The 20,462-nt window shown below is 62.5% G+C and carries 18 protein-coding genes; 12 read left to right on the forward strand and 6 right to left on the reverse strand.

Annotated features, from left to right (window positions below; all coding sequences use genetic code 11):
- Positions 1-3: 3 nt before the first annotated feature.
- A complete protein-coding gene (locus ACS5Q8_RS15855) occupies positions 4-1,308 on the reverse strand; it encodes an ATP-binding protein (RefSeq protein WP_443694394.1) in 1,305 nt (434 codons plus the stop codon).
- 3 nt (positions 1,309-1,311) lie between these two features.
- Positions 1,312-2,013, reverse strand: a complete 702-nt coding sequence (locus ACS5Q8_RS15860; RefSeq protein WP_276193264.1) for a response regulator — start codon at positions 2,011-2,013, stop codon at positions 1,312-1,314.
- Positions 2,014-2,237: 224 nt separating this feature from the next.
- Between ACS5Q8_RS15860 and ACS5Q8_RS15865 the strand changes: the two genes are divergently transcribed.
- The 8 genes from ACS5Q8_RS15865 (at position 2,238) to ACS5Q8_RS15900 (ending at position 12,556) form a co-directional block, all read left to right on the forward strand.
- Positions 2,238-3,395, forward strand: coding sequence for an efflux RND transporter periplasmic adaptor subunit (locus tag ACS5Q8_RS15865; protein WP_276193266.1), 1,158 nt, complete (start codon positions 2,238-2,240; stop codon positions 3,393-3,395).
- A 12-nt stretch (positions 3,396-3,407) separates the two neighbouring features.
- Entirely contained in the window at positions 3,408-6,497 is a 3,090-nt protein-coding gene (locus ACS5Q8_RS15870; RefSeq protein WP_465159130.1) for a multidrug efflux RND transporter permease subunit, read from the forward strand.
- A gap of 52 nt (positions 6,498-6,549) precedes the next feature.
- A complete protein-coding gene (locus ACS5Q8_RS15875; RefSeq protein WP_276193268.1) occupies positions 6,550-7,191 on the forward strand; it encodes a DUF1345 domain-containing protein in 642 nt (213 codons plus the stop codon).
- A 164-nt stretch (positions 7,192-7,355) separates the two neighbouring features.
- The gene (locus tag ACS5Q8_RS15880) at positions 7,356-8,408 is read left to right on the forward strand and encodes a LacI family DNA-binding transcriptional regulator (RefSeq protein ID WP_276193269.1); all 1,053 of its coding nucleotides are present in this window, start codon (positions 7,356-7,358) and stop codon (positions 8,406-8,408) included.
- A gap of 113 nt (positions 8,409-8,521) precedes the next feature.
- Entirely contained in the window at positions 8,522-9,304 is a 783-nt protein-coding gene (locus ACS5Q8_RS15885) for a sugar phosphate isomerase/epimerase family protein (RefSeq protein ID WP_426102541.1), read from the forward strand.
- Positions 9,297-10,238: a sugar kinase gene (locus tag ACS5Q8_RS15890; RefSeq protein WP_426102543.1), complete on the forward strand. Its 942-nt coding sequence runs from the start codon at positions 9,297-9,299 to the stop codon at positions 10,236-10,238. The genes ACS5Q8_RS15885 and ACS5Q8_RS15890 overlap by 8 nt, the downstream gene beginning before the upstream one ends.
- A 45-nt stretch (positions 10,239-10,283) precedes the next feature.
- Complete coding sequence (locus ACS5Q8_RS15895) at positions 10,284-11,582, forward strand: MFS transporter (protein WP_276193272.1); 1,299 nt, start codon at positions 10,284-10,286, stop codon at positions 11,580-11,582.
- Positions 11,579-12,556 carry a 2-hydroxyacid dehydrogenase gene (locus ACS5Q8_RS15900; RefSeq protein ID WP_426102545.1) on the forward strand — a complete coding sequence of 326 codons (978 nt, stop codon included), beginning with the start codon at positions 11,579-11,581 and terminating at the stop codon, positions 12,554-12,556. Before ACS5Q8_RS15895 ends, ACS5Q8_RS15900 begins: the two co-directional genes overlap by 4 nt.
- Positions 12,557-12,722: 166 nt before the next feature.
- Here the strand turns inward: ACS5Q8_RS15900 and ACS5Q8_RS15905 are convergent, their stop codons facing one another.
- The gene (locus ACS5Q8_RS15905) at positions 12,723-14,348 is read right to left on the reverse strand and encodes a methyl-accepting chemotaxis protein (protein ID WP_443694397.1); all 1,626 of its coding nucleotides are present in this window, start codon (positions 14,346-14,348) and stop codon (positions 12,723-12,725) included.
- Positions 14,349-14,582: 234 nt separating this feature from the next.
- Here ACS5Q8_RS15905 and ACS5Q8_RS15910 point away from each other — a divergent pair, with 234 nt between their 5' ends.
- Together ACS5Q8_RS15910 and ACS5Q8_RS15915 are read left to right on the forward strand one after the other, a co-directional pair.
- Entirely contained in the window at positions 14,583-16,007 is a 1,425-nt protein-coding gene (locus ACS5Q8_RS15910; protein ID WP_276193275.1) for a nucleobase:cation symporter-2 family protein, read from the forward strand.
- A gap of 15 nt (positions 16,008-16,022) precedes the next feature.
- Positions 16,023-16,484, forward strand: coding sequence for an LEA/WHy family protein (locus tag ACS5Q8_RS15915; protein ID WP_443696780.1), 462 nt, complete (start codon positions 16,023-16,025; stop codon positions 16,482-16,484).
- A gap of 16 nt (positions 16,485-16,500) precedes the next feature.
- On the opposite strand, the gene ACS5Q8_RS15920 is transcribed toward ACS5Q8_RS15915, so the two are convergent.
- Positions 16,501-17,427, reverse strand: a complete 927-nt coding sequence (locus ACS5Q8_RS15920; protein WP_276193277.1) for a carbon-nitrogen hydrolase family protein — start codon at positions 17,425-17,427, stop codon at positions 16,501-16,503.
- Positions 17,428-17,510: 83 nt separating this feature from the next.
- Between ACS5Q8_RS15920 and ACS5Q8_RS15925 the strand changes: the two genes are divergently transcribed.
- Positions 17,511-18,440, forward strand: coding sequence for a LysR family transcriptional regulator (locus ACS5Q8_RS15925; RefSeq protein WP_465159131.1), 930 nt, complete (start codon positions 17,511-17,513; stop codon positions 18,438-18,440).
- Here the strand turns inward: ACS5Q8_RS15925 and ACS5Q8_RS15930 are convergent.
- On the reverse strand, positions 18,412-18,666 hold the full coding sequence (locus tag ACS5Q8_RS15930) for a hypothetical protein (protein ID WP_017848398.1): 255 nt from the start codon (positions 18,664-18,666) through the stop codon (positions 18,412-18,414). The two genes, ACS5Q8_RS15925 and ACS5Q8_RS15930, sit on opposite strands and share 29 nt — an antisense overlap.
- Positions 18,667-18,828: 162 nt before the next feature.
- Here ACS5Q8_RS15930 and ACS5Q8_RS15935 point away from each other — a divergent pair, with 162 nt between their 5' ends.
- Positions 18,829-19,149 carry an ElaB/YgaM/YqjD family protein gene (locus ACS5Q8_RS15935; protein ID WP_253395303.1) on the forward strand — a complete coding sequence of 107 codons (321 nt, stop codon included), beginning with the start codon at positions 18,829-18,831 and terminating at the stop codon, positions 19,147-19,149.
- Between the two features lie 59 nt (positions 19,150-19,208).
- On the opposite strand, the gene ACS5Q8_RS15940 is transcribed toward ACS5Q8_RS15935, so the two are convergent.
- Positions 19,209-20,243 (reverse strand): Ldh family oxidoreductase, encoded by a 1,035-nt coding sequence (locus ACS5Q8_RS15940; protein WP_276193280.1) that lies wholly within the window; start codon positions 20,241-20,243, stop codon positions 19,209-19,211.
- Between the last annotated feature and the right edge of the window lie 219 nt (positions 20,244-20,462).

The following is a 20,462-nucleotide window of genomic DNA, read 5'->3' on the forward strand; positions in this document are numbered from 1 at the left end:
TTTCTAATCAGTCACACTGGGCAACCACACACGAAACCGCGCGCCGCCGAGCGGTGAAGCCTGCGCGGTCAAGGTGCCGCCCTGGGCTTCGAGGGCGCGCCGGCTAATCGCCAAGCCCAGGCCAAACCCGCCGGTGGCGCGGTCGCGACTGCGGTCCAGGCGATAGAACGGCTCGAAGATGCGTTCGCGCTGGTCCAGCGGAATGCCGATGCCATCATCGTCCACGCAGATTTCACAGCCCTTGGGGCACACTTTGACCCCCACCTGGATGCGTTTGTCGCAGTAGCGCGTGGCATTGCGCAGCAAGTTTTGCAGGGCGCGGGCGGTCAGGCGCGGGTCGAGGCTGAAGCGCTCGACGCTGCAGTCGAGCACCACGTCGATGACAATCTCGGGGTTCTCCAGCTCGTCATCGACGCTGCCCAGCACGCTGTCGATAAACTCATCGAGCACCACCTCGACCCGCTCCGGCAGTTGCGAAGGGTTTTGCAGGCGGCTGTAGGAGAGCAGTTCCAGCACCAGCTCATCCAGCTCACGGATATGCGCCACCAGGCTTTGCAGGCGTTCGCGGCTGGCCTGGGGCAGGTCTTCGGACAGCGCCAGGGCCAGGCCGAAATCCAGGCGCGTCAGCGGAGTGCGCAGTTCGTGGGAGACCGCGTTGAGCAAGTCACGCTGCTGGTTCAATAGGTGTTCGATGTCGTCGGCCATGGTGTCGAACACCGTCGCCAGGCTGCCAATATTGGAACTCGGCGGAATGCGCGTGCGTTCGCAAAAATTACCCTTGCCCAACTGCGTGGCGGTGCTTTTCAGGCGCTCCAGGTCGCGCCAGTGCGGGCGCAGCCATACCAGCAGGCAGGCCAGCAGCGCGGCACCGATCAGTACGTTCATCGACCAGTACAGCAGGTTCATGTCCAGAGGGTCCGGCGGGATCGTCAGCTTGACCGCGAACTGCGGGTTGATCGGTGCACTGACCTCGGCCATCCACCCCCAGTCGCCCAGGCGGATAACCGGTTTGCCCTGCGCCAGCAGTTGCTCTTCTTCGGGGGTGTAACGGGCGTCCTGGTGCAGCAGCAGTTCAACCTTGAGCGGCGCGAAGTCGCGACCCAGTTGCTCGGTGACCTGCGACCAGCGCTCCACCGGCGCCCGCTGGTATTGCTTGACGATGAGTGTCTGCAGGCCCCGGGACTGTTCGATGTTGTAGTCCACATAGCGGTGCTCGAACACCTGGATCACCAGCGTGGGAATCAGGTAGATCGCCGCACTGTAGGTGACGATCGTGATCAGATAGAGACGCAGCAGCACACGAAACATGGTTCAGCATTCCCACTCGGATCGGCTGAACAAATAGCCTTTGCCCCACACCGTCTTGATCTTGCGCGCCTCGCCGGCGTGGTCGTCGAACTTGCGGCGCAACTTGGAGATGGCCACGTCCACCGAGCGGTCGGTGCCGTTGAACTCGATCCCGCGCAGGCGTTGCAGGATCTGGTCGCGGCTGAGCACTTCACCGGCATGCCGCGCGAGCACCACCAGCAGGTTGTATTCGCCGCTGGACAACTCCACCGCCTGCTCGCGCCAGGTCACGGTGCGTTCCGACAGGTCGATGCACAGGTTGCCGATGACGACCTGGTCGTTGGCCACCTGGGGTTCGGACAAGCTGCTGCGGCGCAACAGCGTGCGTACCCGGGCCAGCAGCACGCGGGGCTCGCAGGGTTTGGTGACGTAATCGTCGGCGCCCATTTCCAGGCCCAGCACCTGGTCGTGGCTGTCGTCGCGGGCAGTCAGCATCAGGATCGGCAGGCCCGCCGAGTCGGCACGCAGCAAGCGGCACACTTGCAGACCGTCGAGGCCGGGCAGCATCAGGTCGAGGATCACCAGGTCCGGCGGGTTGAGGCGCGCGCGTTCGCGGACATGGTCGCCCCGGCTGAGCACGCTGACGTGATAGCCATTGCGCTCCAGGTAGCTGGCAATCAGCTCGGAGAGTGCGGCGTCGTCTTCGACCAGGAGGATGTTGGGCATGGTGTTTCCAAATAATGCGGTTATGGGTCTTACACAAATCCCCTGTGGGTGGGAGCAAGCCCCTACCACATTTGATCTTCAGCGTTTGCAAGGTCGTGCAAGGATATACGCCCGCAGCCGAACATGGGCCGCGCCTTACATTTCTTCACAGACGACCTACACAGCTTCACAGCACCACGGCGCAGGTGCCATTAGGATGCGCCAGTCAATATTGGGATAAGAGCATGTCGAAGAATCTGTTTGCGCCGTTTTGCCTGCTGGCCCTGACACTTGCCCTGAGTGCGTGCGACCAGTCGTCCGCCGAGGCGCCGGAAATGCCCCTGGCCAACGTGCGCATCGAAACCCTTGCGGCCAAACCTCTGTCCATCAGCAGCGAACTCAGCGGGCGCATCGCCGCGCCGCGCATTGCCGAAGTGCGGGCGCGGGTCGCCGGCGTGGTGATGCAGCGGGTGTTCAAGGAAGGCCGTGACGTGAAACAGGGCGACGTGCTGTTTCGCATTGACCCGGCGCCGTTCAAGGCCGATCTGGACAGCGCCCTGGCCAACCTGAGCAAGGCCGAGGCCAATGCGTTCCAGGCGCGTCTGCAAGAACAGCGCTACAGCCAACTGGTCGAAGGCAACGCCATCAGCGGTCAGGACTACGACAACGCCCGCGCCGCCCTGCGTCAGACCAACGCCGAGGTCGCCGCGAACAAGGCCGCCGTCGAACGGGCCAGGCTGAACCTGGGCTACGCCACCGTCACCGCGCCGATTTCCGGGCGCATCGGGCGTGCACTGGTGACCGAAGGTGCACTGGTCGGCCAGAACGAGGCCACGCCGCTGGCGATCATCCAGCAACTGGACCCGATCCACGCCGACCTGACCCAGTCCACCCGTGAACTGAACGACCTGCGCCGCGCCTTCCGCGCCGGCAGCTTGAAGCAGGTCGGCCAGGACCAGGCCAAGGCCACGCTGATCCAGGACGACGGCAGCCTGTATCCGCTGCCGGGCAAATTGCTCTTCGCCGAGATCAGCGTCGACCCCGGCACCGGGCAAATCATCCTGCGCAGCGAGTTCCCCAACCCGGACCTCGACCTGCTGCCTGGCAGTTTTGTGCGCGTGCGCCTGGAACAGGCGGTCGACAAACAAGGTATCAGCGTGCCGCAACGCGCGATCACCCGTGACAGCGCCGGCATCCCGATGGTGCTGTTGTTGGACGCCGAACAGGTGGTGAGCCTGCAGCCGGTAGAACTGGGCGCGGTGATCGATGATCGCTGGGTCGTCAGCAGCGGCCTCAAGGCCGGTGACCGTATCGTCGTCGAGGGCGTGCAACACGCACGTCCCGGTGAAAAAGTCCTGGTGGATGACAGCCCGACGCCGCCCGCCCAGGCTTCCGGCCAATAAGGATCATTGACAATGCCGCAGTTCTTTATTGACCGCCCGATCTTCGCCTGGGTGGTCGCCCTGTTTATCCTGCTGGCCGGCGCCCTCGCGATCCCGCAGTTGCCAGTGGCGCAGTACCCCAACGTCGCGCCGCCGAAAGTCGAAATCTACGCGGTGTACCCCGGCGCCTCGGCGCAGACCCTGGATGAAAGCGTGGTCAGCCTGATCGAGCAGGAGCTCAACGGCGCCGATCACCTGCTGTATTTCGAATCCCAGAGCAGCCTCGGCTCGGCCACCATCACCGCGACCTTCCAGCCGGGCACGAACCCGGAAATGGCCCAGGTCGACGTGCAGAACCGCCTCAAGGCCGTGGAACCGCGCTTGCCCCAGGCGGTGACCCAGCAGGGTTTGCAGGTGGAGAAAGTCTCCGCCGGTTTCCTGCTGCTGGTGACCCTGACCTCCAGCGACGGCAAGCTCGATGACGTAGCGCTCAGCGACTACCTGGCGCGCAACGTGATGAACGAGCTCAAGCGCCTCGACGGGGTGGGCAAGGCCCAGCTGTATGGCGCCGAGCGGGCCATGCGCGTCTGGATCGACCCGCAGAAGCTGATCGGTTTCAACCTGACCCCGGCCGACGTGAATGCCGCGATCAGCGCGCAGAACGCCCAGGTGTCGGCCGGTAGCATCGGCGATTTGCCGGGTACCAAGACCCAGGAAATCACCGCGGCGATCCTGGTTAAGGGCCAGTTGTCGACCCCGGCGGAATTTGCCGACATCGTGCTCAAGGCCAACCCCGACGGCTCCACCGTGCGCATCGGCGATGTGGCGCGGGTGGAAATCGGCAGCCAGGAATACCAGTTTTCCACGCGCCTGAACGGCAAGCCGTCCACCGCCGTCAGCGTCCAGTTGGCGCCGGGCGCCAACGCGCTGAACACCGCGAACCTGGTGCGGGCGAAGATGGATGAGCTGTCGCGCTACTTCCCGGCCAATGTCGAGTACAAGATCCCGTATGACACCTCGCCGTTCGTCAAAGTCTCGATCACCAAGGTGGTCTACACCTTGCTCGAGGCCATGGCGCTGGTGTTCGCGGTGATGTTCCTGTTCCTGCAGAACGTGCGCTACACGCTGATCCCGACCCTGGTGGTGCCGATTGCGTTGATGGGCACCTTCGCCACCATGCTGTTGCTGGGGTTCTCGATCAACGTGCTGACCATGTTCGGCATGGTGCTGGCCATCGGTATCCTGGTGGACGATGCGATCGTGGTGGTGGAGAACGTCGAGCGGATCATGGTCACTGAGGGCCTGTCGCCCAAAGAAGCCACACGCAAGGCCATGGGCCAGATCACCGGGGCCATCGTCGGCATTACGTTGGTGCTGGTCGCGGTGTTTCTGCCGATGGCGTTCATGCCGGGCTCGGTGGGGGTGATCTACCAGCAGTTTTCACTGTCGATGGCCACCTCGATCCTGTTCTCGGCGTTCCTTGCCCTGACCTTGACCCCGGCACTGTGCGCGACCCTGCTCAAGCCGATCGCCAAGGATGACCACCACGCCAAGGGCGGGTTCTTCGGCGGGTTCAATCGGCGTTTTGAACGCTTCACCGATCGCTACGAAGGCTGGGTGGCGTATGCCCTCAAGCGCAGCGGCCGTTACCTGGTGATCTACCTGGTGCTGCTGATCGGCCTGGGGTTGATGTTCAGTCGCCTGCCCTCCTCGTTCCTGCCGGTGGAAGACCAGGGTTACACCATCACCGATATCCAACTGCCGCCGGGCGCGAGCAAGAACCGCACGGTGCAGGTGGCCGAGCAGATCGAAGCGCACAACGCCGAGGAGCCTGGGGTCGGCGACACCACGATGATCATGGGCTTCAGCTTCTCCGGCTCCGGGCAGAACGCGGCGCTGGCGTTCACCACGCTCAAGGACTGGTCGCAACGCAGCAGCGAGGATTCGGCCGCCGCGATTGCCGACCGTGCCAACATCGCGTTCACCGAACTGAAGGACGCGATTGCCTATGCGATCCTGCCTCCGCCGGTGGACGGCCTCGGCACCAGCAGCGGTTTCGAGTTCCGTTTGCAGGACCGTGGCGGCGTCGGCCATGCGGCATTGATGGCGGCGCGCAGCGAACTGCTGGCGGCCGCCGAAAAAAGCCCGATCCTGGCCAACGTGCGGGAAAGCGCCCTGGCTGAAGCACCGCAAGTGCAACTGCAGGTCGACCGCAAGCAGGCCAACGCGCTGGGCGTGTCCTTCGCCGACGTGGGCAATGTGCTGTCGTCGGCCATCGGTTCGGCCTACATCAACGATTTCCCCAACCAGGGCCGCATGCAGCGCGTGGTGGTGCAAGCCGAGGGCGATCAACGCAGCCAGGTCGCAGACCTGATGAAGATCAACGTGCGCAACAACGCCGGCAAGATGGTGCCGTTGTCCGCATTCGTGGAAGCCAAGTGGACCCAGGGTCCTTCGCAGTTGACCCGTTACAACGGCTACCCGGCCATCGCCATTTCCGGTGAAGCGGCACCGGGGCACAGCACGGGCGAGGCAATGGAAGAAATCCAGAGCCTGGTCAGCCAACTGCCGGCGGGCCTGGGCCAGGAATGGACCGGCCTGTCGTTGCAGGAACGCCTGTCCGGTGCCCAGGCACCGTTGCTGCTGGGCCTGTCGCTGTTGATCGTGTTCCTGTGCCTGGCCGCCCTGTATGAAAGCTGGTCGATCCCGACGTCGGTGCTGCTGGTGGTGCCGTTGGGCGTGCTCGGCGCGGTGTTGGCCGTGACCTTGCGCGGCATGCCTAATGATGTGTTCTTCAAGGTCGGGCTGATCACCATCATCGGCCTGTCGGCGAAGAACGCGATCCTGATCATCGAGTTCGCCAAGGACCTGTACGACCAGGGCGAAGACTTGCTCGACGCCACCGTGAAGGCCGCCCGGCTGCGCTTGCGGCCGATCATCATGACCTCGCTGGCGTTCATCCTCGGCGTGGTGCCCTTGGCGATTGCCACCGGTGCCAGTTCGGCGAGCCAGCAAGCGATTGGTACGGGCGTGATCGGCGGGATGATCACCGCAACGCTGGCGGTGCTGTTTGTGCCGGTGTTCTTTGTGGTCGTCATAAAGCGGGTGCGCAAGCGTCCATAACCCGCGCAAAAATGCGCTATGGTGCTCACCACCGCCCTTGTTGTGAGCACCCATGCCCTTCCTCGCCCGCACCCACCCTCGCCTCTCTTGCGCCGCCGTCCTGGGCCTTGCCGTTGGCATCCTGGTACCCGCCGATACACTTGCGAGCAAAGTCCTGATCGGCTGGAACGCCGGGGTCTGGACCTACTTGGTCCTGATGCTGTGGCTGACCATCCGCGCCAAGGCTGAGGACGTCAAACGCATCGCCGAGATCGAGGATGAAAACGCCGGCCTGGTGCTGTTCACGGTGTGCATTGCGGCCATCGCCAGCCTGGCCACGATCACCCTCGAACTGGTCGGCAGCAAGGACCTGAGCTCATCCGAACGCCTATTGCACTATGGCTTTACCGGCCTGACGATCATCGGTTCATGGTTGTTGATCGGGGTGATCTTCAGCGTTCACTACGCCCGGCTTTATTACACCTGGGCAGGCAAAGAGCCGGCGCTGCGCTTTGCCGAAGGGCTGTTGACCCCCAACTATTGGGACTTTTTGTATTTTTCCTTCACCATCGGCGTTGCCGTGCAAACCGCAGACGTAGGCGTTGCCACCCGTACCATGCGCAAGGTAGTGCTGGGGCAATCGCTGATCGGGTTTCTGTTCAACACAGCGATCCTCGGCTTCTCGATCAATATTGCGGCGGGACTGTTCAGTTGACGCGGCACAAACCATCTGGACGCCCATTACTGCGTCGGTGCTACATCGCTGTCCAAGGGTAAACAACCGATCATCTGGCTTTGTCCTACAACTTCTTGACGACTTTCGTACTTTAGTGGTTTCCTGAAACCGGTTTCAGTCATTCCAATAAAAATAGAAGGTCGATGACCGTGAACAGTTTCTCTGCCGCCCAGCGCAGCCGCGTGACCATGCTTGACGTCGCCCAGCGCGCCGGCGTGTCCAAAGCCAGCGTGTCGCGCTTTATCGGCGACGACCGCGCCCTGCTCTCCGACGCCATCGCCCTGCGCATCGAGCAGGCCATCGATCAACTCGGCTACCGCCCCAACCAGATGGCCCGTGGTTTGAAACGCGGCCGCACGCGTCTGATCGGCATGCTGGTGGCCGATATCCGCAACCCCTATTCCATTGCCGTGATGCACGGCGTCGAAACCGCCTGCCGCCAGCACGGCTACAGCCTGGTGGTGTGCAACACCGACCGCGATGACGAGCAGGAGCGCCAGCATCTGGCGGCGCTGCGCTCGTACAACATCGAAGGGCTGATCGTGAACACCCTCGGCCATCACCTTGAGCAATTGCTGGAGCTGCAACGGGAAATGCCTCTGGTGCTGGTGGACCGCAAGGTCGCGCCGCTGCACAGCGACCTGGTGGGGTTGGATAACCCGGCCGCGGTGCGCATGGCGGTGGAACACCTTGAGCAACAGGGCTACCGCGATGTGTTGCTGGTCAGCGAGGCCACCGACGGCACCAGCTCGCGCTTGGAGCGCCTTGACAGTTTCATGGCCGAAATTGCCCGCCGCCCGGCGTTGAGCGGCGCGGTGCTGGAACTGGATGACGCACTGGAAAACCGCCTGCGCACCTTTCTCGCCAAACCCGGACCTAAAGCGTTGTTCTGCGCCAACGGCATCGCCGCCCTGGCCTGCACCCGCGCGCTCAAGGCCTTGGGCTGCAACCTGTTCAAGGACGTTGGCCTGATCGCCCTGGATGACCTGGACTGGTACCCGCTGGTGGGCAACGGCATCACCGCCCTCGCCCAGCCGACCCAGGCGATTGGCGCCAGCGCCTTCGACTGTCTGCTCAAGCGGCTGCGCGGTGACAGGGCGCCGACGCGCACCCTGGACTTCCTGCCCGAACTGATCATCCGAGGCTCCACAACCCCTTGTAGGAGCGAGCTTGCTCGCGAAAAACGCCAACGATAACGCAGCGATCCTGGTTTAACGCGGCGCTCTCAGGTTTTTCGCGAGCAAGCTCGCTCCTACAGGAAAGTGTTTTTTTCAGAAAAAAATGAAACCGGTTTCAGAGGGACACAACAATGCATGAATACCCCGTCTCCATCAGCCTTTCCAGCTACGGCGCCGACCTCGTGCGCCAGCAGGGCCAATTGAGTTTTGTCGCGCTGCTGGCGGCTGCCGGTGCCCGGCGCATCGAGTGGCGCGAGGAACTGCTGACCATTGAGCAACCCGCACAACTGGCCCAAGCGGCTGCCGAACAGGGCCTGGAGTGCGTGTTCTCATCCCCGTTGGAGCTGTGGGTCGCCGGCCGCGCCCAGCCGAATGCCGAGCTCGCCGCCACCCTTGACCGCGCCCAGGCTTTTGGTGCGCGCTGGCTGAAAGTCTCCCTCGGTTACTTCACCGACACCAATGACCTGCACAGCCTGCACGCCCTGCTCAACCGCCACCCGGTCAAGTTGCTGGTGGAAAACGACCAGACCCTGCACGGCGGCCACATCGAACCGCTGCAGCGCTTCTTCAGCGAAGTCGAGCGCCTTGGCCTGCCGGTCAAGATGACCTTCGACATCGGCAACTGGCACTGGCAGGACCAGTCCGCCCTCACCGCCGCCCGCCTGCTCGGCCGACATGTCGACTACCTGCATTGCAAGGCCGTGGCCCGTCGCCCAGATGGCAAGCTGGTGGCACTGCCGCCCGGCGCCACCGACCTGCATTTGTGGGAACAACTGCTGGGCCACATGACTCAAGGTATTACCCGGGCGGTGGAATTCCCGTTGCAAGGCGATGACCTGGTCGACGTCACCGCCCAGCAGGTCGCCGCCCTCGCCCTGCTTGGCCAGCCCCGTGCGGAGAGCGCCCATGTCTGAGATCGATATCCTGTCGTTTGGTGAAACCATGGCGATGTTTGTCGCCGAACAGACCGGCGACCTGGCCCAGGTTGGCCACTTCCACAAACGCATCGCCGGGGCCGACAGCAATGTCGCCATTGGCCTGTCGCGCCTGGGCTTCAACGTCGCCTGGCTGAGCCGGGTGGGCAACGATTCCCTGGGCCGCTTTGTGCTCGACACACTCAAACAACAAGGGCTGGATTGCCGGCACGTGGCGGTCGACCCGCTGCATCCCACTGGTTTTCAGCTCAAGTCCCGCGAAGAAACCGGCGCTGATCCCCAGGTCGAGTACTTCCGCAAGGGCTCGGCGGCCAGCCACTTATCCACCGCGGCCATCAGCCCGGCGCTGCTGGGCGCCCGTCACCTGCACGCCACCGGCATTCCGCCGGCCTTGTCCGAGGCCACGCGTGAGTTGTCCTGCGAGCTGATGACGCAAATGCGCAAGGCAGGGCGCAGCGTGTCGTTCGATCCAAACCTGCGCCCGGCGCTGTGGGCCAGCCAGCCGCAGATGATCCGCGAGATCAACGCCCTCGCAGGCCTAGCCGATTGGGTCTTGCCAGGCTTGAGCGAAGGTCGACTGCTCACCGGTTTCGACGACCCGGCGGATATCGCCGCGTTTTACCTGGACCAGGGCGCCGAAGCCGTGGCCATCAAGCTCGGCCCGGAAGGCGCTTATTACCGCACCCAAATGGACCAGGGTTTTGTCGCCGCCGTGCGCGTGGACAAGGTGGTCGACACCGTAGGCGCCGGTGATGGCTTTGCTGTCGGCATGATCAGCGCGCTGCTGGAGAACCTCAGCTTCCGTGAGGCGGTACAACGCGGCAACTGGATCGGCAGCCGTGCCGTGCAGAGCCGCGGCGATATGGAAGGCTTACCCACGCGTGCGGAGTTACCGACCCGATCCGTTGCTTGACCCACTCCCTGTTGCCACAACTACAACAAGCTCAGGAGCAACCCCATGGATACCTTGAAACTCGCCACCCGCCGTTGGTGGTACATCATGCCCATCGTCTTTATCACCTACAGCCTGGCGTACCTGGACCGCGCCAACTACGGTTTCGCCGCCGCCAGCGGGATGGCTGAAGACCTGATGATCACACCGGGCATGTCGTCCCTGCTCGGCGCCCTGTTTTTCCTCGGCTACTTCTTCTTCCAAGTGCCGGGGGCGATCTACGCACAAAAACGCAGCGTGAAGAAGTTGATTTTCGTCAGCCTGATCCTCTGGGGCGGCCTGGCCACCCTGACGGGCGTGGTGTCCAACGCTTACATGCTGATCGCCATTCGCTTCATGCTCGGCGTGGTCGAAGCCGCGGTGATGCCGGCGATGCTGGTGTACCTGTGCCACTGGTTCACCCGTGCCGAACGCTCGCGGGCCAACACGTTCCTGATCCTCGGCAACCCGGTGACCATGCTGTGGATGTCGGTGGTGTCTGGCTATCTGGTGCAGCATTTCAGCTGGCGCTGGATGTTCATCGTCGAAGGCTTGCCAGCGGTGCTGTGGGCGTTTATCTGGTGGCGTCTGGCCGATGAGCGGCCCAAGGATGCCAAGTGGCTGAGCGACAGCGAAAAGCGCGCTCTGGAAACCGCCCTCGCCGCCGAACAGGTCGGGATCAAAGCGGTGAAGAACTACGCCGAAGCGTTTCGCTCGCCCAAGGTCATCATCCTCGCGCTGCAGTTCTTCTGCTGGAGCATCGGCGTGTACGGGTTTGTGCTGTGGTTGCCGTCGATCCTCAAGGCCGGGCTGCAGATGGACATGGTCGAGGCCGGCTGGTTGTCGGCGCTGCCGTACCTGGCGGCGGTGATCGGCATGCTGGTGGTGTCGTGGGGTTCGGACAAACTGCAAAAACGCAAGCGGTTTGTGTGGCCGCCGTTGCTGATCGCCTCCATCGCTTTCTATGCGTCCTACGTGCTCGGCGCCGAACACTTCTGGTGGTCCTACACGCTGCTGGTGATTGCCGGGGCGTGTATGTATGCGCCCTATGGGCCGTTTTTCGCGATTGTCCCGGAAATCCTGCCGGCCAACGTCGCCGGCGGCGCCATGGCATTGATCAACAGCATGGGCGCGCTCGGCTCGTTCGGCGGCTCGTACCTGGTGGGTTACCTCAATAGCAGCACCGGTTCACCTGGCGCCTCTTACCTGCTGATGAGCGGCGCGTTGATGTTCTCGGTGGTGCTGACGATGTTCCTCAAACCCGGCGCCAGCGACCGTGAGCGCGCGCCGTTGCATACCCTCGAATTAAAGGTGAAGACCGGATGAAAAAGTCTGTCGTGTTGTACAAAAAACTCTCCGCGCCGCTGATGGCTCGCCTGCATGCACACGCCGAGGTCACGCTGATCGACGCGCTTGATGCGCCCGGCCTGGCCAAGCTGCGCGACGCCCTCCCCGGCGCCCACGGTTTGCTCGGCGCGAGCCTGCGCCTGGACGCCACCCTGCTGGACCTGGCACCGCAGTTGGAGGCGGTGGCCAGCGTGTCCGTCGGCGTCGACAACTACGACGTCGAGTACTTGACCCAGCGCGGCATCCTGCTCAGCAACACACCCGATGTGCTGACCGAAACCACCGCCGACACCGGCTTCGCGCTGATCCTCGCCACCGCGCGCCGGGTGGTCGAACTGGCCGATATGGTACGTGCCGGCCAGTGGAACAAGAACATCGGCCCGGCGCATTTCGGCAGCGATGTGCATGGCAAGACCCTGGGCATCATCGGCATGGGCCGTATTGGTGAAGCGCTGGCCCAGCGCGGGCATTTTGGTTTTGGCATGCCGGTGCTCTACCACAGCCACTCGCCCAAGCCGCAGGTGGAAAAGCGGTTCGGCGCGCAGTACCGCAGCCTGAAAGACTTGCTGCAACAAGCAGACTTCGTCTGCCTGACACTGCCGCTCACCGCCGAAACCGAGAAGTTGATCGGCGCTGAAGAATTCGCGCTGATGGGGCCGCAGACGATCTTTATCAATATCTCACGCGGCAAAGTGGTGGATGAAGCCGCGCTGGTCGAAGCCTTGCAGCAACACACGATTCGCGCGGCGGGGCTGGATGTGTTCGAGCGCGAACCGCTGCCCCACGATTCGCCGTTGCTGCGGTTGAACAATGTGGTGGCAACGCCGCATATCGGCTCGGCGACCCATGAAACGCGCGAAGCGATGGCCGAATGCGCGGTGGATAATCTGTTGGCGGCGCTAGCGGGTCAGAAGCCGAAAAACCTGGTGAATCCAGGCGCCTGGGCGCAATAGCTTCTGACACAACATAGCGCAAATGTGGGAGGGGCGGTGCGACGATTCGACTTGCTCCCGATGGCGGTGGGTCAGTCAACTCATCTACTGACTGATCCAGCGCCATCGGGAGCAAGTCGAATCGTCGCACCGCCCCTCCCACATTTGGATTGCATTGCAAAGTTGGTCAGATAACGAACCTGGCCACCATCGCATTCAAATCCACCGCCAGGCGCGACAGCTCATGGCTGGCCGCGCTGGTCTGGTTGGCGCCGGCCGCCGACTGGGTCGCCAGGTCGCGGATGTTGACCAGATTGCGGTCCACTTCACGCGACACCTGGGCCTGCTCCTCCGACGCGCTGGCGATCACCAGGTTGCGCTCGTTGATCAGGCTGATCGACTGGGTGATCTGCTCCAGTGCCACGCCAGCCGCACGGGCCAGTTCCAGGGTGTTATGGGTCCGCTGGTTGCTCTGTTGCATCGATTGCACGGCTTCACCGGTGCCGTTCTGGATACCGGCGACCATTTTCTCGATTTCCTGGGTCGACTGCGCGGTGCGATGGGCCAACGCCCGCACCTCGTCCGCCACCACCGCGAAGCCGCGCCCGGCTTCACCGGCTCGGGCGGCTTCGATCGCAGCGTTGAGCGCCAGCAAGTTGGTCTGCTCGGCAATCGCCCGGATCACGTCGAGCACCTTGCCGATGTCCCGACCCTGGGTGGCCAGGCCTTCGATCAGCAGCGAGGTGTTTTGCACATCTTGGGTCATGGTCTGGATCGCGCCGACGGTCTCGACCACGCGGTCACGGCCTTCCCGGGCCGCTTGGTTGGACTGTGTGGAGGCTTCGGAGGTGGACACCGCGTTACGCGCCACCTCTTCCACGGCGGCGGTCATCTCATTGACGGCAGTGGCTGCCTGGTCGATTTCATTATTTTGTTGCTGCAGGCCTTTGGAGGCTTCTTCGGTGACTGCGCTCAACTCTTCCGCCGCCGAGGCCAATTGCGTGGCCGAACCGGCGATGTGCTGGATGGTCTGGCGCAGGTTGGTTTGCATGGTCGACAACGCGCTGATCAGCCGCGCCGGTTCATCCTTGCCATCATCTTCAATGACTTTGCTCAGGTTGCCGCTGGCAATGGTTTCCGCCACTTCCACAGCTTTGCGCAGCGGCGTGACGATGCTGCGGGTCAGCAACCAGGCCAACAGCACCGTGAGCAAGGCGGCGGCCACCGCAACGACGAGGATGCCGGTGATCGCGCTGTCGTAGCTCTGGCCTGCCTGGACGTTGGCTTGCTTGGCGCCGGCGGAGTTGATGGCGATCAGCTTGTTCAACTGCTCGCCCATCTGATCGGTGCCGTCCTTGATCCGCGTGTTGATCAAGGTACGCATCTCATCGACCTTGTCTTGCTTGGACAGGGCCAGCATCTCGGCCTGGGCCGTCAGGTAATTGTCCAAGGTGCCGACAAACGTCTTGTACAAGGCCGCTTCCTCAGGCACGGAGGGTAACGCCGCGTAACCGGCCTGTGCGGCTCTGACCTTGTCGATCAGTGCAGCGATGCGCGTTTGCGCCTCTTGCAAAGCGGCCGGTTCGCGGTTAACCAATACGCGAAACGACAAGATACGCATACGCAGCACGTTTTCCGTGAGAGTGCCCAAGTAGGTCACGCTGGGCAGTTGGTTGGTGCTCATGTCCACCGACGCCTGACGGATCAGCGTCATGCGATTGACTGCAAACACGCCCAATACAACCACCAGCAACGCAATGAATGCGAAGCCGAGAGAAGCTCGAGGAGCAATATTCAGATGACGAAGAGACATAGAGGTATTCTCAAGAAGGAGTGTCTGCGCGCATCCGTGCAGCGGAATGATCAGCTGGCGTCAACACGCGGCTCTGACCTTGGTCACCACTTGTTGTCATTGTTGGGTGGGCCTATAGACGATATCGGCAGGGCCAGCGGTTTGAGCAGGGCTTCCATAAATATTTTTTTACACTTCTGACGATCACCGGTTTCTGGCATCCTGCGCCTCCATTTTCTGACCCGAGCCCGCACTTTGTCTGACGCTCAAGCCCCGCGCCCGCGCTATAAATCCGATCTGATCTATGGACTGGAAGACCGCCCGCATTTCACTGCGGCGATGTTTGCTGCCTTGCAGCATGTGTTGGCGAGTTTCGTCGGCATCATCACCCCTACCCTGATTGTCGGCGGCGTGCTGGGTCTGGAAAGCGAAGTGCCGTACCTGGTGAGCATGGCATTGTTCGTGTCCGGGCTCGGCACCTTCGTGCAGGCGCGCACGTTCGGCCCGATCGGCTCGGGCCTGTTGTGCCTGCAAGGCACCAGTTTTTCGTTTATCAGCGTGATTCTCAGTGCCGGGTTCATGGTCAAGGCCCGGGGTGGCGGCACCGATGAGATTCTCTCGACGATCTTCGGCATCTGCTTTTTTGCGGCGTTTATCGAAGTAGTCTTCAGCCAGTTCATCGGCAAATTGCGCAAGCTGATCACCCCAGTGGTGACCGGCACCATCATTACCCTGATGGGGTTGTCGCTGATCAAGGTGGCAGTCACCGACATGGCCGGCGGCTTTGGCTCCAACGACCTTGGCGCCGCCAGCAATATGGGCCTGGCCGCGCTGGTGCTGCTGACCATTGTGGTACTTAACCGCTTCAGCAACCCGTTCCTGCGCCTGGGTTCGATCGTGATCGGCCTGACCCTGGGTTTCGTCGTGGCCTGGTGGCTGGGCCGCGTGGATATGGCGGCATTGCCCCACGTGCCGTTGATCAGCGTGCCGGTGCCGTTCAAGTATGGGTTCTCATTCGACTGGGTGGCGTTTATCCCGGTGGCGGTGATCTTCCTGATTTCGCCCCTGGAAGCCGCCGGTGACCTGACGGCCAATTCGATGATTTCCCAACAACCGGTCAAGGGCCCGCTGTACATCAAGCGCATCAAGTCCGGCCTGCTGGCCGACGGCCTCAACTCGGTGATGGCCGCCACCTTCAACAGCCTGCCGATGGTGACGTTTGCCCAGAACAACGGTGTGATCCAACTGACCGGCGTGGCCAGCCGCTATGTGGCGTACTTCATTGCCGGCCTGCTGGTGCTGCTGGGGCTGTTCCCGATGATCGGCGCAGTGCTGCAACTGATGCCCAAGCCGGTATTGGGCGGCGCGACCCTGATCATGTTCGGCACCGTCGCCGTGGCCGGGATCAAGATCCTCGCCGAAGCCGGCCTGCACCGACGCAACATGCTGATCGTGGCAATCTCCCTGGGCATGGGCCTGGGAGTCGCCGCCGTGCCGGAAGTGTTGCGCGACCTGCCCAAAGCGCTGCACAACATCTTCGAGTCGCCGATCACCGTGGGCGCGTTCTGTGCAATCCTGCTGAACATTTTCCTGCCGGAAGAGTTCTTAGAGCTGGAAGAAGATGAATTTGATCCGGAGTCCTCTACCCTCAAAGTGATGCAGGACCCGGACGTCACGTAATAGGAGCACCTTTGTATGCGCAAGCTCATGGTTCTATCGATACTGCTGCTGACCTTGAGCGCTTGCGCCCTGTTCCCCAACCGCGACCCGGTCAATATCAACGTGGTGGGCATCGAACCGCTGCAAAGCCAGGACCTGGAAGTGCGCTTCGCGGTGAAACTGCGGGTGCAGAACCCCAATGAAACGGCGATCGACTACAACGGCGTGGCCCTGGACCTGGAGGTCAATGGTCGGCCGCTGGCGTCGGGGGTGAGTGATAAGCACGGAAGCATCCCACGCTTTTCCGAGGCCATTCTGACCGTGCCGGTCAGCGTTTCAGCATTTTCCGTGTTGCGGCAAACCCTCGGCCTGAGCCAGACCCAGAGTTTGAACAACCTGCCCTACGTCCTGCGCGGAAAATTGGCCGGTGGACTGTTCGGCACCCTGCGCTTTGTGGATCGTGGGACGCTGGATCTGCCGAACACCGCTACTTGGTAAACCTCAGGCCATATGATCAGTCGGTCATGAAACGCACGCCCGGTTTGGCCCGCTCATCCACGCTCAACTCGAAAATATCCGGCCGGGCGTAATGCCCCACCACGTCATAGTCATACCGTGCGCGCACCAGATCGTCGGTATTGATCTGCGCGCTCAAGAGCCCGGCTTCGCCCAGCAGCGGCCCGGCCAGGATGTCGCCCATGGGACCGACAATCACACTGCCACCCGCAATCAACGGGCGGTCTGAAGGCCAGTTGGCCACCTCAACGCCCAGCGCCGCGGGCGACGCCTGAACCTGGCACGCACTGATCACAAAACAGCGACCCTCGTGGGCAATGTGGCGCATGCTCACCTGCCACATCTCGCGTTCATCCACCGTGGGCGCACACCACACCTGCACACCCTTGGCGTACATCGCCGTGCGCAGCAGGGGCATCATGTTTTCCCAGCACACCGCGCCGCCGATGCGCCCGACCGCCGCGTCGACCACCGGCAATGTGGAGCCATCACCCTTGCCCCAGATCAGCCGTTCAGTGCCGGTGGGCATCAGCTTGCGGTGCTTGGCCACCAGGCCGTCCGCCGGCTCGAAATACAGCATGGTGCAATACAACGTGCTGCCACTGCGCTCGATCACACCCAGGACCAGGCTGGCACCGGTGCGCGCCGACAAACCCGCCAGCGCCTCGGTTTCGGCGCCAGGCACATCGATGGCGTTGGCAAAATACCGTGCAAAGGCTTCGCGGCCTTCGGGCAGGCGATAACCGAGCTGCGTGCCGAAGCCTTCGCCTTTGGGGTAACCACCCAGCAGCGCCTCGGGCATCACCACCAATTGCGCACCGCTGCGCCGGATCGGGTCTTCATAGGCCAGGATTTGCGCCAGGGTATCGGCCTTGCCGCCGGGCAAGGAACCGATTTGCAAAGCCGCCACAGTAGAAACAGGCATCAGGAGCACTCCGAACAATGAGGGGTTGCCCATTCTCCGGCCAGCTTGGATCATGAATAAAGCCCACCTCAGTGCTGAATGATATGAGCTATATAAATATCACCCAGGTCGACCTGAACCTGCTGAAAACCTTTGAAGCCCTGCACGATGAATCCAGCGCCAGTCGCGCGGCGTTGCGCCTGGGCGTGACCCAATCAGCGATCAGCGCGGGCCTGCGGCGTTTGCGCGAAGTGTATGGCGACCAACTGTTCGTGCGTACCGGCCGCGGCCTGGCGCCGACCTTGCGGGCCAATCAGTTGAAGCCGGTGATCAGTGAGGCGCTGGACCGCTGCCGGCAGAGCCTGGCAATGACCCATCCGGACACCCAGCACTATCAGGGACGGTCCGTGGTGCTGGGCTTATCCGACGATTTCGAGATTGCCTACGGCCGCCGCCTGATGGAGGAAATTGCCCGGCGCATGCCGAAATTGCGCGTAATTTTCCGTCAGACCCACAGCCAGATCGTCGCCACCGCCCTGCTCGACCGCAGCCTCGACCTGGCGATTACCGCCGGCGGTTTTGCCGAACGTCGCTTGAGCCGGCAAGTGCTGGGGGAAGGTGATTACCGCTGCCTGGTCGACCCGCACAGCCTGGCGCCAGGCCAGCAAGGTATCGATCTGCAAGCGTTCGTTGCACGCGAGCACGTGCTGGTGTCATCCGGCGGGTTTATCGGGATTACCGATGAAGGGCTGGCGGCACAGGGGCTGAGCCGCCAGGTGTGCGCGTCCACCAGCCACTTCGCGGCGCTGCCGTTTCTGCTCAAGGGCAGCCAGGCGGTGGCGACCATTCCCGGGCACGCCGCCGAAGCCATCGCACGGATGACAGGCCTGCAGGTGCTGCCTTGCCCGTTGGCGCTGCCGCGCTACCCGGTGGAACTGGGCTGGCGTACCCAGGCTCAACTTGATCCGATAGTGCTGAAAGTACGCGAGGCGATTGTCGCCAGTTTTACTTCGCCGCTGCCATCAGCTTGTTGACTTCGCTGCGCACCATATTGGAGAACTCCGGCGGCGACATGCCGTCGAGTTCCGCGCGGACCCATTCGGCCCACTTGCCCTTGCGCTTAGCGCGCTCGCCGAACAGGCGCGCGGCTTCGCCCTTGGCCTTGCCCAGGTTGCTTTGCCACAGGTCATAGAGACGGGACTTTTCATCTTCCAGCTCGGCGCGTTCGGCGAGGGTCTTGTTGGCGAGATTGAAGCTCATGTTGAATTTCCTGCTGCACAAATTGGTGACATCTTACACTGTAGGTCTACGTTTCCTGATTCGGATTTCGCATGCCACAGCGGCTGGCAAAAAAACTGCAACTTTTGCTGCCACCCGGCACTCCATTGTTCACTGTCACATTTACCTGCAAGGAGTCACCCAATGGCCCGTAAATCTGCCGCCCAAGTCGTCGAAGATCAAATCAAGGATCAAGCGTTCAGCGAACTGACTGCACTGATCGAAGAGTCAGACAAACTGCTCAAAAGCAGCGCGTCCCTGGTGGGCGAAGAAGGTGAAACCTTGCGCGAGCAGGTCGCGATCAAGCTCAAGCAAGCCCTCGATTCGGTGTCCCATGTGCGCGAGCGCAGCAAGCCGGTGGTGGATGCCACCGAAACCTACATCGGTGGTCACCCGTGGCAGACCGTGGCGATTTCCGCAGGCTTTGGCCTGGTGGTCGGCCTGCTGCTCGGTCGTCGCAACTAATACTGTGCACCTTGCGTAGCCGCTGCCGCGCCCTGGCGAGGCAGCGGCTACGTGGTTTTTCAGACGGCCCACTCACGCAACTGATTCAATGCGTGCGCATCCACTTCAATGCCTGCCTCCAACGACTTCGCCCGCGTGCGATGACGTCGATCCCCCGGCAACCGCCGCAACCCTGCCGCGTGCATCTGCCGCACCAGTTCCTGGCTGCGCTCGGCGAAGTTTTGCCCGGCGGTTTTGCTCGGGTCGATCAGAATCAACAGTTGGCCGGTCCATGGCGTGCGCGCACCCGGGTGATCGGCCCAGTTGAACTCAAACGAGAAGTTGCCGCCGGTCAAGGCTGCGGCCAGTAACTCGACCATCATCGACAGCGCCGAGCCTTTGTGCCCGCCGAACGGCAACAAAGCACCGCCTTCGAGGATGGCCTTGGGGTCCTGGGTCGGCTGGCCCAGGCTGTCCACGCCCATGCCCGGCGGCAGACGTTCGCCCTTGCGCGCGGCGATCTGCACATCGCCATGGGCGATGGCGCTGGTGGCCAGGTCGAAGACAATGGGCGCGCCGTCCGCGCGTGGTGCGGCAAACGCGATCGGGTTGGTGCCAAACAACGGGCGATCGGCGCCATGGGGCACCACGCAGGTCATGCTGTTGACCACACTCAGCGCCACCAAGCCTTGCTCGGCGAAGGGTTCGACATCCGGCCACAACGCGGCGAAGTGATGGGAATTGTGAATCGCCAACAGCGCAATACCGGCGCTGCGGGCCTTGTCCACCAGCAACGCACGGGCCGCCGCCAGCGCCGGTTGGGCAAAGCCGTTCGCGGCATCGACACGCACGAAGCCGGAAGCGACATCCGTGACCACCGGCGTAGCCTTGCCGTCGACCCAGCCGCTGTCCAGCGTGCTGACATAACCGGGAATCCGAAAGATGCCATGGCTATGAGCGCCGTCGCGCTCGGCGCTGGCGCAATTGTGCGCGAGGACCTGCGCCACTTCCGGCGACGTGCCGTGCTTCATAAACACCGCGTGCAGCAACCCCACCAGCTCGTTGAAACCGATGAACGCTGAAGAACTATCCACTATCGGGGACTGGGCAGACATCTGTAGCTCCGATTTTGTAATTGGAAGAGACAACAAGAATCCAGACCAACGATTAAACAACGCCTCCCGTGCCTGCTGTCAACGGGCGCTTGAGCTATCTGCTGCCTGACGCGCTTCGCCGCCCATTACCGTGGGCCGCGACTCCGTCACAGAGCTGTTTTAGGCGTGCCCAACGAGAATAACGCGCAATTGATATGCAATAGCCATGATCGCTGTTCT

The sequence above is a fragment of the Pseudomonas sp. PAMC25584 genome (genome assembly GCF_058135675.1).